A 15,338-nucleotide genomic window follows, 5' to 3' on the forward strand; every position below is an offset into this window, starting at 1 on the left:
CCGAATCGGGGGTGTGCTCCGGGGCAGCGGGCCCCGGAGCACACCCCCGTCCGCCGGCCGGGTCAGCCGTTGGGGACGTTGTCCACGAAGGCCGTGCCCGCGGTGCGGAAGCCGCCGACCTTGGCCGCGACCTGGGCCGGGGTGAGGACCTGGTCCTTGACGTGCAGGACGTAGTCCACCTTCTGGTCGTAGGCGCGGGGGGTCGAGCCGGGCTGCCCGTTCAGGTCGATCAGCCACTGGTTGAAGTTGATCGACATGGGCCGCTCGGGCAGGTACCGGGCGTCGTGCGTGCCGAAGACCTGGCCGTCGACGTAGTAGGTGATGGCGTTGTTGTCGATGGTGAGCACCAGGTCGTGCCAGCCCGCGTAGCTCGTCCGGGACTCGGTGTGCTGGTTGACGGCCTCCCACGGGTCGGGCCGGTACGTCTCCCAGGACGTGGCGTAGAGGATGTTCGCGGGCTCGCCCCAGCCGCCGTTGGGGAGGTACTCGAAGTCGTACTCGGCGTAGTCGTCGGCCATCGGGGCCTTGAGGTCGTTGATGGGGAAGAAGGTCTGCACGAGGTGGTCCCCGTCCGGGCCGTACTTCGGGGCGTCGGAGAACTTCACCCGCGCCGCGTAGGTGCCGTTCTTGAACTTCATGGCCCGGGTGAGGATTTCGGTGTGCTTGGTGCTCTCGCCGGTCCCGGCCGTGGAGGTCTCCAGGTTCATGACGGTGTTGCCGCCCTCGGCCGCGAAGGTGACGTTCTCCGGCGCCCAGGTGGCGCCCGGGACGCCGGGCCCGCCCGCGTTGGAGCGCACGCTCCAGCCGTGGGCCGCTATCGCCGGGTCCGTGGAGGAGGTGTACGTGAAGTCGTCGAAGAGGGTGGCTCCGGCCGGTCCCGGGTCTGTCGGGGTGGGGGTCGGCTCCGTCGGGGTCGGGGTCGGCGTGGGGTCCGGGACGTTGCCTCCGGGCGCGGTGCCCCAGACGGTGCCGGTGCCCAGCCGGGCGGTCACCTTGTCCCAGTCCCCGTACCCGGTGCGGGACGCGTCGAAGGAGTAGTCGTCGGACTGGCGCAGCGTCTGCCAGTCGGCGCGGTGGAAGCGCAGCTGCATGTCTCCGGTGTCGGCGCCCGGGGCGAGGGTGCCCGCGCCGGCGGTGAAGGCGATCTCCAGGTAGCGGTCGCCGGTGGCCGTCGGGGTGGCCAGGGTGTGGAAGGTGCCGGTGATGTTGGCGCAGCCCTTGACCGCCCAGGAACAGGCGTACCGGTACTGCGTGTCCGCGGCGTCCGCCTTGAAGTAGTAGCGGAAGGTGACCTGGCTCAGGGAGACGGTGCCGGAGCCGTTGTTGACCACCTTGAACCAGGGCTCCGCCTGGTCGGCGGTGGCCCCGGTCGCGCTGGTGCGGTACTGGACCTTGACGGAGTCGGCCGCGGCGGTCGCGGGCAGGGCCGTCAGCGCGGCCGAGCCGAGACCGGCGGTCAGGGCGATGGCCAGGGCTACGGCCGTACGGCGCTTGCGGACCGGGGGGCGGCTCGGGGCGTGGGTCGGGGTGCGCATGCTGCGTTCCTCTCGGGGTGGGGGGAGGGAAGGGATCGGCCGCGCACGCCGAGGGCGGCGAGCCGGGTCTGGTGGTGGCCTTGGCGGCGGAGGAAGTCCGGCCAGTCGCGGTGCGCCGACCAGGCGGTGTCCGCCAGGGCGCACAGCCGGGGGAAGGCCAGGTATTCGAGCTCGGCCGGGCTCCGCGCGTACTCGGTCCACAGCTGCGCCTGGGTGCCGAGTACGCGGCGTGCGGCCTCGGGCTCCCAGTGCGCGGGAGCGGGCTCGTTGTCGTAGACGCCCCGCAGGTCGAGCACGGCGCCCTCCTGGCCGCGCGGTTCGCCGGGGTCGGCGGACTGCGGGTAGTCGAGGTAGGTGGACCGGTACGGGGTCATGATCACGTCGTGGCCGCGCAGTGCGGCGGCCCGCCCGTGGTCCGCGTCGAGCCAGGCCAGGGCCGTGAAGGAGGCGGGCAGTTCCGTGCCGGTCCCGGTCCAGCCGAGCGGGCGGCGGCCGAGCCGGGCCAGGTGCGCCGCGACCTCGCCGAGGAACCAGCCGTGGAGCGCGCCCGGGCCGGCCAGCCCCTCGGCGGCGATCCGGGCGCGGGCCGCCGGGGAGCGTTCCCATTCCACGCGCGGGCATTCGTCGCCGCCGAGGTGGACGTAGGGCCCGGGGAACACGTCCGCGACCTCGTCCAGCACGCCCCGGCAGAAGTCGAGCACGGCGTCGTGGACCCCGAACACGTTCTCGCAGACGCCCCAGCGGGTCCAGGTGTCCAGCCGGACGCCGGGCCGGTTGCCGAGTTCGGGGTAGGCGGCGAGGGCGGCGCGCGCGTGGCCGGGCATCTCGATCTCGGGTACGACGCGGACCCCGCGCCGGGCCGCGTACGCGACGAGCCCGGCCAGTTCGGCGCGGGTGTAGGCGCCCTCGTGCGGGATCCCGTCACCCGCGCTCTCGGCGCGCCGGCCGCCGATCTCCGTGAGCCGGGGAAAGGCCGCGACCGGCATCCGCCAGCCCTGGTCGTCGGTGAGGTGGAGGTGCAGGACGTTGAGCTTGTGCAGCGCGAGCAGGTCCACGAAGCGGCGTACGTAGGCCACGGGCTGGAAGTGGCGGGCCACGTCCAGCAGGGCGCCGCGCCAGGCGAACCGCGGCCGGTCGGTGATCCGTACGCAGGGCAGCGACCAGCCGGCCGCGGGCGTACGGGCCCGCGCGCCCCCGGCGGCCAGCGCCTCGGGCGGCAGGAGCTGGCGCAGGGTCTGCACCCCGTGGAGCAGCCCCTCGGGGCGGGCCGCACGCAGCAGGACGGAGTCGGGGCGGACGGTGAGGACGTACCCCTCGGCTCCGAGCGGCTCCTCCCCCCGGGCGGGGGCGGCGGTGTCCCCGGGGGTCAGGAGGAAGACGATCCGCCCGTCGGGGTCCGGGGCCAGCGGCAACCCGGTGGCGGGGGTGACCAGTTCGCGCAGCAGGCCGGCCGCCGCCTCGGCGCCGGGACCGGCGCGCAGTCCGGTGCGGTGGTCCAGGGTGAAGCGGCCGGGCAGGGCGGTGACCGAGTCGGGGCGCGGGACGAGCGCGAGGTCGGGGCGGAGGGAAACGGCGGCGGCATCGGCGACGGCATCGGTCACGGTGTCGGGCTCGGTCACGGTCTCGGAGATTCCTCACCTGGCTGTTCCGTCAACTCATCCGCGAAGGAATGGAGTTGACCAACTGACCAATTGGTTAGCTGAGTGGCTAGAAGGTGACACGGCCCGCGTGCGCCGTCAACCCTGTACGGGCTGAAAAATCTCGACGGACGTCTCCCGCCCCCGCCTCCCCGAGTGGTTAGATGCACATGACCAGTTGGACAGGTGAGCAGAGAGAAGTGGGGGCGGGCCATGACGAAGGACGCAACCGACCCGTCAGGATCCGTACTCAAGCGCGAACGGGTCCGCGAGCACCTGCTGGGGCTCATCGACATCAGGCGGCCCGGCGACGCGATCCCTTCCGAGCGCACCCTGTGCGCCACGCTGGAGGTCTCCCGTCCGACCCTGCGCGCGGCGGTGGACGAGCTCGTGGCCACGGGCCTGCTCGTACGCGAGCACGGGCGCGGGATGTTCGTTGCCCCCGCCAAGATCACCCAGGAACTGGCCGCCGACGAGGCGGCCTTCGCGATGCGGCAGGCGGCCGGCCACTGGTCCAGCCGGATCCTGGAGCACTCCACCGTCCAGGCGGGCGCCCGGATCGGCCGCCGGCTGCGCATCTCCCCCGGTGCGAGCCTGCTCTACATCGCCCGGCTGCGGCTGGTGGACGGCGCCCCGATGGCCATCGAGCACCTGCACATCCCGGCCGATCTGGTGCCGGCCCTGACCCCGGCGGAGCTGGAGGCCGGGGACCTCTACGAGCACCTGCGCGACCACCACGGCGTGTACGTGCACGAGGCGCAGCAGTCCATCGAGCCGACGGTGGTGAACGAGGGGGAGGCGGGCCTGCTGGACGTCCCGCTGCTCTCCCCCGCGCTGCTCATCGAGCGGCTCACCACCGACTCCACCGGCCGGCCGGTGGAGTACGTGCACTCCGTGTACCGGGGCGACCGCTACCGGATCGTCTCGCGGCTGGCCCTGGGGGTGTCCCCGGGAGCCGGGCGGCCCGGGGGCCACCACCCGGGGATCCCGCCGGGCGACCTCGGCCGCCGGGCGGTCATCACTTCCACGACGACCGGGGACGTCCACACGAGCACGTGAGCGTGCCCCGCGGTTCCGCCGGAGGCGGGCCCGTCATCCACCGGCCCCCATCCACCGGCCCGCATCCCCCGCCCCCGTCCGCCGTCCGCCGTCCGCCGTCCGCCGTCCGTCAGGTGCGGACGAAGACCGCCTTGAGGTCGTGGGCCCTGTCCATCGTGACGTTGACCTGGGAAGCGGTGATCGAGTAGCGCTGCCCGTCCAGCTCCCACGCGGCGATCCGGTACCCACGCGGCGGGGCGGCGGTCACCTTGATCGAGGTCCCCGCCCGGTACGGGCCCCAGGTGTCGGGGCGCAGCCCCTCGCCCAGGGTCAGGGCGTAGCGCTGGCGGGGCTGCGCGGGGGCGCGGTAGCCGGCCACGAGCGGGGTGGTGATCCGGGCGACGGCCGCGTTGTTGTTGTAGGCGTCGCCCAGCGGCTGGCCGTCCCAGGTGTTCTCGGTGTTCGAGTACTGGTTGACGGCCGTGCAGGGCCCGCCGCAGGCCGAGGAGTATGCCATCAGCGTGTGGTACCGGCGGTCGGGAGTCACGTAGCCGGTGCTGTAGGGGGTCGTCAGGTAAGGGCGGTAGTCGGCGCCGCCCCCCTGCACGTCCAGGGTGGTCCGGTCGTGCCACAGCCCGAGGTTGTGGCCCACCTCGTGGCCGAAGTTGTACCAGAGCGCCACGGTCCGGTAGTCGACGACCGAGTACGCCTGGTCGTCGGTCTTCTCGCTCGGCGGCTGCGGGAGGCTGCCCTGCCCGCTGCTCGTTCCGTTCGGGACCTCGATCATCAGGGAGACCAGGTCGGCGCCGTACTTCTCGCGCAGCGCGGCGGCCGGGGCGCCCAGCCGCGGCTCCCTCGGGTTGGAGACCAGGCCGTGGACGACCGGGGCGGTCTCCTGGTCCGCCGGGACGTAGTAGTTCGCCTTGTAGGTGGCCACGATGTCGACGCTCGCCTTGATGTTGCTGTCGGCGAAGGCGTGGTTGATGCTCGTCTCCGCGAAGGCGATCCGGGCGAGCATCGCCTCCTCCCCGCCCATGCCCCATTCGGCGCGCGGGGTGTAGCCGACCACCATGTCGATGACGACCGGCTCGGCGGACGCGGCGCGGGTCATCAACTGCCTGCGCGCCTCCGCGATGACCGCGGGGTCGGGGTTCTCGTACTGCGGGTCGGCGTCGTCCTGCGGGGGCTTGACGTGGAGGTCGGGGTCCTCCTCGGTGATCAGCAGCCGGCCCGGTTCGTTGCGCGGCTGTGCGATGCGGTACGCCCTCTCGCCCAGGTCGAAGAGGGCGTCCACGCCGACGGTGTCCGGCCTGGCCCCGGCGGCGCAGACTCCGGTGGTCGACAGGACCACCCGGCGGCGCATCCCCGGCTCGACCGGGTTCCCGTCGACCCTGACGACCTCACCGCTCCATTTGACGGCGCCCCCGGCCGGGTCCCGCTCCACGCCGGACTCCACCACCTCGATGGAGGTGTCGGAGAACGGCCTGAAGGTGTGCCGGCGCGGGGTGCCGAAGGGCTGGTCCGCGCACAGCCAGCGGTAGTCGGCCAGGTCGAGGTCGATGGTGCGGCTGCGCAGGACGTGGCCGGGCGGGGCGGGCTCGGCGGTCGGGTGCGCGGGGGCGGCGGCCAGGGCTGGAGGCAGCCCGAGGGCGGTGGCCGAGAGGGCGGCGAGCAGCCCGGTGGCCAGGCCGAGACGAGAGATGATCATGCGCGTACGAACGCACGTCCACACCGGCCCGGTCTACGCCGACACCCGCTCCCGCTCCCGCGTCACCCGGCCACGCCTCCCCGGCTCACCCTGACGGGCCCGGCGCGGCGGGCGTCCGACCAGGGGGCGTCCCATCGCTCCCCGATCCGCGCCGATCGACAAGAGCGCCTAGGTCACCCGGAAGCCGATGGCGGCCGGGGACCGGTCGAACGTCAGCCGGTCCCAGGTGGGGAAGGCGAGATCGGTGACCGCGAGCAGCCGGCCGGCGGCGTCGTGCAGGGTGCGGCGTACGGTGAGACCGCCGGCCGGGGTGGCGGCCCGGGGCGAGTTGGTCCGGGTCATGGTGATGGTCTCGGCGACCCGGCCGGCCCGCGCGGCCCCCTCCAGCCAGTGGTGCAGGGGCCCGAGGTCCTCGCCCCGGACGCCGGCCACCAGGCGGTCCCGGTAGCGGGCGAGTTCGGGGGTCCGCAGGACGGTGCGGGGGCAGAGGTACGTCACCGCGTGCCGCCGGGTCTGGCCCGTCGGGCCGCTTTCTCGGTGGTGGTGGACCAGGGTCTGCTCCCCGCCGCGCATGCCGAGCTGCTCGGCGAGCGCCGGAGCCAGGGTGACCAGGGTGAGCCACGCCTGGGCGGGTCCCCCGGCGGCCGTCGTCGTCGGCGTGGCCGCCGGGGCTGGGGCGGCCTCGACCCCCGGTGCCGGTGCGGAGGCCTGGCCGACGGCTGAGGCCTGGACGGGGGCGGAGGCCTGGCCGGGGGCAGCGGCCGGGGCCTGATGGCCGGCCGGGAACGGCGCCGGGGGCCGGTGCGCCGGCAGCGGGAACGCCGGCCGGGTGCCGCGCCGGCCGGTGACGACGAGGCCGTCCTCCCTCAGGTGCTGGAGGGCGGCCCGGATGGTCTGCCGGTTGACCTCGTAGCGGGCGGCGAGGCTGCGCTCGGAGGGCAGCCGGGCGCCGGGGATGAGTGCGGTGAGGTCGAGCTCGCGCCGCAACGCTGCGGCGATCCGCTGGTACTTGGGCATGGCGGCCGGGCCGCCGCCCCGCGAAGGGGAGGGCATGGCTTCTCCTCTGACGGGAGGTCAAGGACTGCGCGGTCTGCTCGACCAACGTAGCATTGGTCTATACCTGTCGGTGAGAGGGGATCCGGTATCCGGACCCTGTTTGGCCGGAACCGCACGCACGCTCAGGGCCGCAGCGGATTGGGAAGCGGCAGGTAGCGGGCGTCGGCGCCGTCGGCGCGGGTCCAGCGCAGCAGCAGGTTGGTCTTGGCCGGGAGGTTCGGTGCGGCCAGCAGAGCGGCGACCTCGGGCAGGTCGTGCTCGGCGCCGAAGCGCTGGAACTCCGCACGGGCGGCGGGCCACAGGTCCCCGGCCGCCTCCGGGTGGCTCTCCGCGAGCGCGCCCGCCACCTCGGTCAGGTGGTTGACCACCAGGCAGTAGACGAGGCGCTGCCAGGCGGCTTCCCGGTCCAGGTCCGGCAGGAGCTTCACGCCCTCCGCGTCCCGGAAGAGGGCCTGCGCGGGCGTGCCCTGGGCGTCGACGGCGACCAGGGTGTTCTGGAGGTGCGCTTCCAGCACCACCCCGTGCCGGGCGAAGAGGTGCAGGACGGGCGGCACCACCTGGCGCAGGTACGCCCGCCACCACCCGGCCGGGTCGTCCGTTGCCGCCAGCGGGCTGCCGGGATACCCCTCCGCCAGCGCGGCCGCCAGCAGCGGCGTGACCCCGGGCTCCGCGTGCGCCTCCAGCCCGTCACGGACCAGTACGGCGAGCTCCTCGAAGGCGAACTCGGCCGTCCGGTACCCCCGGTCGGGCAGCCAGGCCGCACCCGACCCGGACCGGCGCAGTTCCGCGAAGCCCGCCTCGACCGCCGCGTCCGTGCGCCGCAGTTTCAGCAGGTCGTGGCGCCACAGCCGGCGCACGTCGTTGGTGATCCGCACGTCGAGGCTGAACTTCACGAACAGATCGCCGGCCGCGCCTCCGCCACGGCTGCCGCCGGGAACGTACAGGGTCCGGATCGAGGCGGTCGGCCACACCGGCACCCGCCCGGTTCCCAGCGGCAGCAGCCTCCCGTCCGCGAAGGCCTCGCGAACGGCGGGCCTGCCCGCGACCAGGTCGAGCTGCCAGGGGTGGGCGGGCAGCAGCCGGTAGCCGGCCGGCGCGCGCGGCCCGCCCAGCGCCTCCGCGAGCGAGTCCACCGCGGCGGCCGCGGCCGGCCCGCCCTCCTCCGCCACCTGGTCCTCGCGCACGCCCAGGAAGGCCAGCGGGAAACGGGCGTGGGCCTCGGGGGCGTACGGCAGCCAGCCGTTGGCCGGCCCGCCGCCCCGGGCCTTGGGGGCCGGATGGTGGGGGTGCCCCATGACCAGGGACTGCTCGGACCGGACGTACGGGTCCGCCGGCGGTGGCGTGGCCGCGCGGGCGGCCAGCAGCGCGGCGATGGTCTCGCGGCTGTCGGCGATCTCGACCGGGAGCTCGTCGTTGGACACCCCGGTGTACTGGCGCAGTTCGTCGGAGACGAGTTTCACCAGCTCCGTATGGGTGAGCGGATGCCAGCCGTCCCCCGTCCCCAGCTCGGGCCGCTCGGGCCTGCGCCCGGCGCGCACGCGCAGCAACCGCGCGCTGCCCGACAGCCGGTACGCGCACCAGCCGTCCTCCTCGGGACCTTCGGACCCTTCGGACCCCCCTGAGCCTCCTGTGCCTCCTGACCCGGCCGCCCCGGCGAGCGGGACCGGTTCGGCGGCCTCCCGCAGGAGGCAGTTCAGGAGCGGGGCGGCCGCGTAGGTGTCGGCGGCGTCGTTGTCGGCGGCTTCGGGGTCCACGGATTCCATTCGTACGTCCAGAGCGCCGGAGGTGCGCGGGGGCGCATCACCGGCCGTGATCTTCAGTATCCGCGATGATGAAGTGATCACCACGTCATCCGAGAGGACCGGGGCCCTGGATCCCAGCATGCACCTCCCCGCCACCCCGGCCGAAGAGGCCGTCTCCGCCGAACTGGCCGGGCTGTCCGAAACCGGCCCCGCCGGACCGGCCGCCGCGCCGCCCGGCCCCGGGTCCGCGTACGCCACCGCTCGGCCCGGCCCCGAGTCCGCGTACGCCGCCGCGCTCCCCGGTGCGCGGGCCGCCGTACTCACCCGGCTGTGGCGGGCCTTCGCCTTCGAGCCGCTGCCGTGGATCACCCACCGGGAGCGGGGTTCCGGCTCGCTCGCGCTCCGGCTCGCCTCGGGCTCCCGGCTGGAGGGCCCCCTCCCCGACCCGTACGCGACGACCTTCTCGGCGGCCCGCGCGAGCGCGCCCCCCGTCACCGAGCTGCTGCTCGACGGCCGCCCGTACCGGCGCGCCGCCACGCTGGTGGCGGCGCTCGGGCTGCCGTACGGGGAGGAGTTCGCCGCCGAGCTCGACGGGAGCACGGCCTCCCTCGCCCTGTCCCGCGCCGGCCAGCCGGTCGGCCCGCCGGTCGGCCCGCCGGTCGGCCCGCCGGTCGGGCAGGTCCTTGCGGACCTCGCCGCCTGGGAGTGGGAGCAGCGGGTGGTGGACGGCCATCCGTACCACCCCAACTGCCGCTCCCGTCCCGGTTTCACGGTGGCCGAGCAGCTCGCGTACGGCCCCGAACACCGGCCGGTGGTCACCCTCGGGCTGGTGGCCGTACCGGACGGGGAGTGCCGGGTGACCGGGGAGTGGCCGGACCGGTGGCGGGAGGCCGGGCGGATCCTCGTGCCGGTCCACCCCTGGCAGGCCGAGCACGTGGTGAAGCAGGGCGAGCCGAACGAGAGCGGGCACGGGCACGAGCTGCGGCCCGGGCCCGCCGCGCACCCGTTGATGGCCCTGCGCACCCTCGCCCCCGCGGACGGCGGGCCGCACGTCAAGACCGCGCTCAGCGCCCGCCTCACCTCCTCCGTGCGGGACATCTCCGTGTACTCCATCGAGACGGCGGCCGCGGTCTCCGCCTTCGCGCAGAGCCTGTCCGAGCGGCTCGACGGCCGCCTGCACATCACCCGCACCCTGGGGGCCGTCACGGCCGGCGGCCCGGACCTGGCCGCCGTGCTCCGCGAGCCGCCCGAGGCGTACGCGGGCCGGGGCGCCGGCGAGCGCGTCCTGCCCGTGGCCGCCCTGGCACTGACCCCGTACGCGCGCTCCGACGCCTGGCGGGCCCGTTTCGCCCGCCTCGCGCTGGCGGTGTGCCTACGGGTCCTGGACCTCGGAGTGGCCCTGGAGGCCCACGGCCAGAACCTCCTGGTCGTCCTGTCCGCCGACGGCGACCCGCTGCGGCTCGTGTACCGCGACCTCGCCGACATCCGGATCAGCCCGGCCCGCCTCGCCCGCCACGGCCTGCCGGCGCCACCGCTGTCGGGCCGGCTGATCAGCGACGACGTGACCCTCCTGCGCCGCAAGCTCTTCGGGTCCCTGGTGGCGGGGGCGCTCGGCTCCACGGCCGGTTCGGCCGCCGCGCTCGCCGCGGATCTGGCGGCGGCCGCTCCCGGCCTGCCCGCCACCGAAGACACCCGGGCGCTGCTGACCGGGCCGCTGTCGACGAAGGCGCTGACGCTGATGCGGCTGAGCCCGGGGGTGCCGGGCGATCAGTGGGCCGAGCTGGACAATCCGCTGGCCGGGGGCTGAGTTCGGGGCGCGGGCGGGCTACTGTCCGGGGGATGGAATCGACTTCGCGCACGCACTCCGTCCGGTCGTCCTACGACTCCGTCGCCGCCGACTACGCCGTCCTGCTGACCGGAGAGCTGGAGCGCAAGCCGCTGGACCGGGCCATGCTGGCCGCCTTCGCGGAGTGCGTGCGCGGGGACGGTCCCGGCCCCGGCCGGGCGGTCGCGGACCTCGGATGCGGTCCCGGCCGGGTGACGGCGCACCTCGACGCACTGGGAGTACGGGCCTTCGGCGTCGACCTGTCCCCCGCCATGGTGGCGGTGGCCCGCCGGACGTATCCGGGGCTGCGGTTCGAGGTCGGCTCGATGGCCTCTCTGGACATCGCGGACGGGGTCCTGGGCGGGGTGCTGTCCTGGTACTCCATCGTCCACACGCCGCCCTCCGAGCTGCCCGCGCTGTTCGCCGAGTTCGCCCGGGTGCTGGCCCCGGGCGGGTACCTGCTGATCGCGTTCAAGGCGGGCGACCGCCGGCACCGGCTGGAACACGCGTACGGGCATCCGGTCGACCTCGACGTGTACTGGACCCCGCCCGAGCTGATCAGCGAGCTGCTGGCCGGGGCGGGCCTGGCCGAGACGGCCCGCCTGGTCCGGGAACCGGGCGCCGCGGAGAAGTCCCCGCAGGGCTTCCTGCTGGCCCGCCGGGCGGGCTGACCCCGGCCGGACCGCGACGGGGCGGCCGGCCGGAGCCGCCCCCGGGGGCCGCCCGGGCATCGGCCGTTCGGGGGGCACACCGGGCCCCCGTGGTCCCGCCTTCGCCCCGAACGGGCAAGGCGGTGGCAGGAAGGAGGGATGACCCTCCACCGCCGCCAGGTCCTCGCGGGAGCCGCCACGGGCGTCCTCGCCTCGATCGGCGCGACGGCCCGCCGCGCGGACCCGGACTACGGGGCCTTGGCCCGTACCCTCGACGGCCGGGTGGTGACGGCGGGCGACCGGGACTACGACGAGGCCCGGCAGCTCTTCCAGCCCCGCTACGACACGGTCCGGCCCGGCGCGGTGGCCTACCCCGCGCACCCGGGCGACGTCGCCGCCTGTCTGGACTTCGCCCGGCGCTCGGCCGTCCCCGTGGTGCCGCGCGGCGGCGGCCACGGCTACGCGGGCTGGTCCACCCGGGACGCCGGACTCGTCATCGACACGGGCGCCATGGCGGAGGTGGCCGCGGAGTCCGGGACCGGCGTCCGGATCGGCGCGGGTGCCCGGCTCGGGGAGGTGAACGCCGTCCTCGCCGCGCGCGGTCTGGCCGTCCCGACGGGTCTGTGCCCCTCCGTCGGCATCGCCGGTCTCACCCTCGGCGGCGGGCTGGGCCTCTCCTCCCGCTCCTGGGGCGCCACCTCCGACCGGCTCGCGGGAGCGACCGTCGTGACCCCCGACGGGATGGTCCGCGAGGTCGGCGCCGACCGCGATCCCGACCTGTTCTGGGCCCTGCGCGGCGGCGGGGGCGGCAACTTCGGGGTGGTCACCGGGTTCCGTTTCCGCACCCACCCGGTCTCCGACTGCGCCTTCGCGGAACTGCGGTGGTCCGCCGCCGCCTCCCCCGCCGTCCTGCGCGGCTGGCAGCGCTGGCTGCAGGCTCTGCCCGATCCGTTCTGGAGCCAGGTGGAGTTCACCGTCGACGGCGGCCCGGTGGGCGCCCCGGCCCTGCGGGTGCTCTGCCTGGACGGCGGGCGCGCGGAGCTGGAGCGGCAGCTGACCCGGCTGTCCGACCTGGTCGGGGGGCCGCCCCGGGACTCCTGGACCGTCGTACGCGGCTACGGGGACACCCTCCGTGCCATGGCCGGCTGCCTGGACCGGAGCCCCGCCGCGTGCCGGTTGCCGGGCACCCTGCCGGGACACGATCCCCTGGGCCGGCTCGGCCGCGACTCCTACGCCGCCCGGTCCGACTTCTGGGCCCCGGACGGGCTGACCGAACCGGCGGCCTCGGCGGTACTGGCCGCCCTGCGGCGCTACGCCGCGAGCGTGCCGCGCGGCGGGTTCGGCGTCGTGCAGTTCGACGGGGTCTGCGGCGGAGCCCTCAACCGGATCCCGGCGCGGGACACCGCCTTCGCGCACCGCTCGGCCGGGTTCCTCGCCCAGTACCTCGTCTACTGGCCCGGCCCGGCCCCGGCCGCCGACATCGGCCGGCACCAGGACTGGCTCGACGGGCTCTGGCAGGACCTGCGGCCCTGGGCGGGCGGAGCCGCGTACCAGAACTACGCCGATCCGAAGCTGACCCGCTGGCGCGCGGCCTACTACGGGCCCAACCTGGCCCGCCTCGAAGAGGTCCGGCGCCGCTACGACCCGGACCGGCTGTTCCGCTTCCCCCAAGCCGTCTAGTGCCGGTCACGGCACTAGACCGGGCGCGTCTTCCGGATCCGGCCCGGCCCTCCCTCCCACCCCCGAAGAAGGAGACGGACATGCGACGTACGTTGACGGTGGCCGCGGCCACGGCCGCCCTGCTGCTGCCCGGCGGGCCCCTGCCCGAAGCCGAGGCCGGCACCGCCCCGGCCCCGGTGCCGGCCACCGGCCGGTGGTCGGCCCGGGAGGCGCAGTCGTTCTGGACTCCCGACCGGATGGCGTCCGCGGTCCCGATCAGCCGCGGCGGCGCCCCGGCGGCGGTGGACGGGACCGGACGGGACTTCGACGGCATCCCCGTCGTCGGCCGGATGTTCGTGATGAAGGGCGGCGGCGCGTACTTCTGCACCGCGAGCGTGGTCGCCTCCCCGCGCCGCGATCTGGTGCTCAGCGCGGCGCACTGCCTGCTCGGAACGGACGCCCGCCAGGTGGCCTTCGTACCGCAGTACACGGCCCGCAACCCCCAGCCGTACGGGATGTTCCCGGTCCTGCGCGACGCGGGCGGCCGCTCCAAGGTCTGGATCGACCCGCGTTACCGGAAGCTCGGCCCGGACAAGGGCGCCGCCCTGGACGTGGCCTTCGCCCAGGTCGGCCCGGACGCCGACGGCTTCCCCGTGGAGGACGTGGTGGGCGGCAACCGCCTGGTCACCGGCGCCGCGTACGCGCACAAGAAGGTCTCGCTGATCGGCTATCCCGCCTCCGCCGCCCGGCCCCGGCTGTGCGTGAACCGGACGACCAAGTTCACCAGTACCGATCGGAAGATCCCCGGATCGTTCCTGAGGATCAACTGCACCGGCTATCCGGGCGGTACCAGCGGCGGCCCGTTCCTGACCCGCTTCGACGGGCGGACCGAGACCGGCGACGTGGTCGGGGTGATCGGCGGCTGGAAGACCGGCGGCGACACCGCCGACACCTCCTACAGCTCCTACTTCGGCGCCGACATCAGGAAGTTGTACGAGAAGGCTCTTGCCGGGGCACGGGTGGCGTGAGCACCCGCACCCAGCGGGTGCGCCGCGGGTTGCCCACCGTGCGCGGGGTCGCCGGCAGCCCCTCCGCGGTCAGCGGTTCGGCGGGCGCGAGGCCGAGCTGCCGGCGCAGGTCCGCGAGGGCGGTGTGCACGGGCCCGAGGATGACCTCGGCCCGCGGATGGGCGTGCGCGAGGGCGTGCGCGGCCGTCTCGATGGCCTCGGCGGTGTCCTCGGCGGCGCCCCGGCTCCACCCGCCGGGGGCCGCGTGCCCCCAGGGCGCGAGGGTGTCGTAGAGGTGGCAGGCGGCATCGGCCACGGCGTCGGCCTGTTCACCGACGCCGGGCGCCGCGATCGTCGGGAGCTCCATACCCGCTCAACGAGCGGAGCCCGCCCGGGGAACGAAGGCCGCCGGCGGTCACGCGGACACGGCCTGCAGCCAGAGCGGCAGCAGCAGGAGGGAGACCAGGGAACTCTTGATCACGACGGCGGCGGAGAGGTCCACACCCACGTCGTAGCGCTGGGCGAAGATGAACAGGTTCTGCGGCGTCGGCATCGCGGCGATCAGCACGAGGTACGTGAGCCACTCGCCCCGGACCCCGAACAGCGCCCCGCACACGGCCCACGCCAGCAGCGGGAAGGCCACGCACTTGAAGCCGATGAGCGCCAGCTCCTCCCGTGTGGTCCCCCGGACGTCGAGGCCGATGCCGCCGAGGTGCAGTCCGAGGGCGAAGAGGGCCACCGGGGAGGCACTGTCGCCGATGAAGGCCGCCCCGTCGAGGACCGCCTCCGGGACGTGCACGGAGAGCAGGTTGAGCAGGATCCCCGCGTTGCAGGCGAGGACCAGCGGGGTGACGAGGGAGGCGCTCACGGCGCGGGCCATGCGCCGGGCGGGGCCGCCGCCCGAGCCGGGGCCGGTACGGCCCAGTTCCATGATGGCGATGACGACGAGCGACAGGACGCAGACCTGGAAGAGCAGCACCGGGAAGATCGGGGCCGCCGTGCCGAAGAAGGTGATGAAGACGGGGACGGCGAAGTAGGCGGTGTTGACCTGGACTCCGGCCATCACGCGCAGCGCCACGGCCCGGGGGTCGCGCAGTCCGGCCACCGCCGAGGCGGCGGCGACGGCCGCGACCGCCAGGGCGGCGGCGGCCGCGTAGCCGCCGATGGCCCGCCGGTCGAAGAGGGCGGAGAGGTCCGCGGCGTAGATGTTGCCGAACAGGTAGCACGGGACCGCGAAGAGGAAGGCGTAGTCGGCGAAGGCCTTGGAGGCCTCGGCGGGGACCGCCTTGCGGCGCGCGAGGAACACGCCGGCGCCGAAGGCCAGCGCCACCGGTATCAGTTTCTCCAGCGCGGCCGCCCCGCCCATGCGTACCCGCTCCCGCCGTTCAGTGATCGTCCACGCCCGGCGCAGTCTATTGCCGAGCGACTGCGGCGGCCGGGGTGGGGCGGGGCGGGCCCGGGCGGGCCGGGGTGGGGCGGGA

The 15,338-nt window shown here is 75.0% G+C and carries 12 protein-coding genes; 5 read left to right on the forward strand and 7 right to left on the reverse strand.

Translation table 11 applies throughout. The annotated features are described in order from the left end of the window. Positions 1–62: 62 nt before the first annotated feature. Positions 63–1,535 carry a cellulose binding domain-containing protein gene (locus AC6CKD_RS06565; protein WP_498325778.1) on the reverse strand — a complete coding sequence of 491 codons (1,473 nt, stop codon included), beginning with the start codon at positions 1,533–1,535 and terminating at the stop codon, positions 63–65. Further along, positions 1,475–3,154 carry a beta-N-acetylhexosaminidase gene (locus AC6CKD_RS06570; protein WP_498325779.1) on the reverse strand — a complete coding sequence of 560 codons (1,680 nt, stop codon included), beginning with the start codon at positions 3,152–3,154 and terminating at the stop codon, positions 1,475–1,477. Before AC6CKD_RS06570 ends, AC6CKD_RS06565 begins: the two co-directional genes overlap by 61 nt. 231 nt (positions 3,155–3,385) lie before the next feature. Between AC6CKD_RS06570 and AC6CKD_RS06575 the strand changes: the two genes are divergently transcribed. After that, positions 3,386–4,231 carry a GntR family transcriptional regulator gene (locus AC6CKD_RS06575; protein WP_407835562.1) on the forward strand — a complete coding sequence of 282 codons (846 nt, stop codon included), beginning with the start codon at positions 3,386–3,388 and terminating at the stop codon, positions 4,229–4,231. A 109-nt stretch (positions 4,232–4,340) separates the two neighbouring features. Here the strand turns inward: AC6CKD_RS06575 and AC6CKD_RS06580 are convergent, their stop codons facing one another. The 3 genes from AC6CKD_RS06580 to AC6CKD_RS06590 form a co-directional block, all read right to left on the reverse strand. Beyond that, positions 4,341–5,918 (reverse strand): M12 family metallo-peptidase, encoded by a 1,578-nt coding sequence (locus tag AC6CKD_RS06580; RefSeq protein ID WP_498325780.1) that lies wholly within the window; start codon positions 5,916–5,918, stop codon positions 4,341–4,343. A 168-nt stretch (positions 5,919–6,086) separates the two neighbouring features. Next, positions 6,087–6,971: a winged helix-turn-helix domain-containing protein gene (locus tag AC6CKD_RS06585; protein ID WP_498325781.1), complete on the reverse strand. Its 885-nt coding sequence runs from the start codon at positions 6,969–6,971 to the stop codon at positions 6,087–6,089. A 125-nt stretch (positions 6,972–7,096) separates the two neighbouring features. Beyond that, positions 7,097–8,737: an IucA/IucC family protein gene (locus tag AC6CKD_RS06590; protein WP_498326278.1), complete on the reverse strand. Its 1,641-nt coding sequence runs from the start codon at positions 8,735–8,737 to the stop codon at positions 7,097–7,099. A 118-nt stretch (positions 8,738–8,855) separates the two neighbouring features. On the opposite strand from AC6CKD_RS06590, the gene AC6CKD_RS06595 reads away from it, so the two are divergent. The 4 genes from AC6CKD_RS06595 to AC6CKD_RS06610 all read left to right on the forward strand — a co-directional run bounded on the left by AC6CKD_RS06595 (position 8,856) and on the right by AC6CKD_RS06610 (position 13,878). After that, entirely contained in the window at positions 8,856–10,523 is a 1,668-nt protein-coding gene (locus tag AC6CKD_RS06595; protein ID WP_498325782.1) for an IucA/IucC family protein, read from the forward strand. A gap of 32 nt (positions 10,524–10,555) precedes the next feature. Then, positions 10,556–11,212 (forward strand): class I SAM-dependent DNA methyltransferase, encoded by a 657-nt coding sequence (locus tag AC6CKD_RS06600; protein ID WP_498325783.1) that lies wholly within the window; start codon positions 10,556–10,558, stop codon positions 11,210–11,212. Positions 11,213–11,350: 138 nt separating this feature from the next. Beyond that, entirely contained in the window at positions 11,351–12,871 is a 1,521-nt protein-coding gene (locus AC6CKD_RS06605) for an FAD-binding oxidoreductase (RefSeq protein WP_498325785.1), read from the forward strand. 80 nt (positions 12,872–12,951) lie between these two features. Beyond that, positions 12,952–13,878, forward strand: a complete 927-nt coding sequence (locus AC6CKD_RS06610; protein WP_498325786.1) for a S1 family serine peptidase — start codon at positions 12,952–12,954, stop codon at positions 13,876–13,878. On the opposite strand, the gene AC6CKD_RS06615 is transcribed toward AC6CKD_RS06610, so the two are convergent. After that, positions 13,832–14,224 carry a hypothetical protein gene (locus AC6CKD_RS06615; protein ID WP_498325788.1) on the reverse strand — a complete coding sequence of 131 codons (393 nt, stop codon included), beginning with the start codon at positions 14,222–14,224 and terminating at the stop codon, positions 13,832–13,834. The genes AC6CKD_RS06610 and AC6CKD_RS06615 overlap by 47 nt on opposite strands. Positions 14,225–14,272: 48 nt before the next feature. Next, complete coding sequence (locus AC6CKD_RS06620; RefSeq protein ID WP_498325789.1) at positions 14,273–15,223, reverse strand: AEC family transporter; 951 nt, start codon at positions 15,221–15,223, stop codon at positions 14,273–14,275. Positions 15,224–15,338 lie beyond the last annotated feature (115 nt).

The sequence above is a fragment of the Streptomyces sp. GQ60 genome (genome assembly GCF_059758875.1).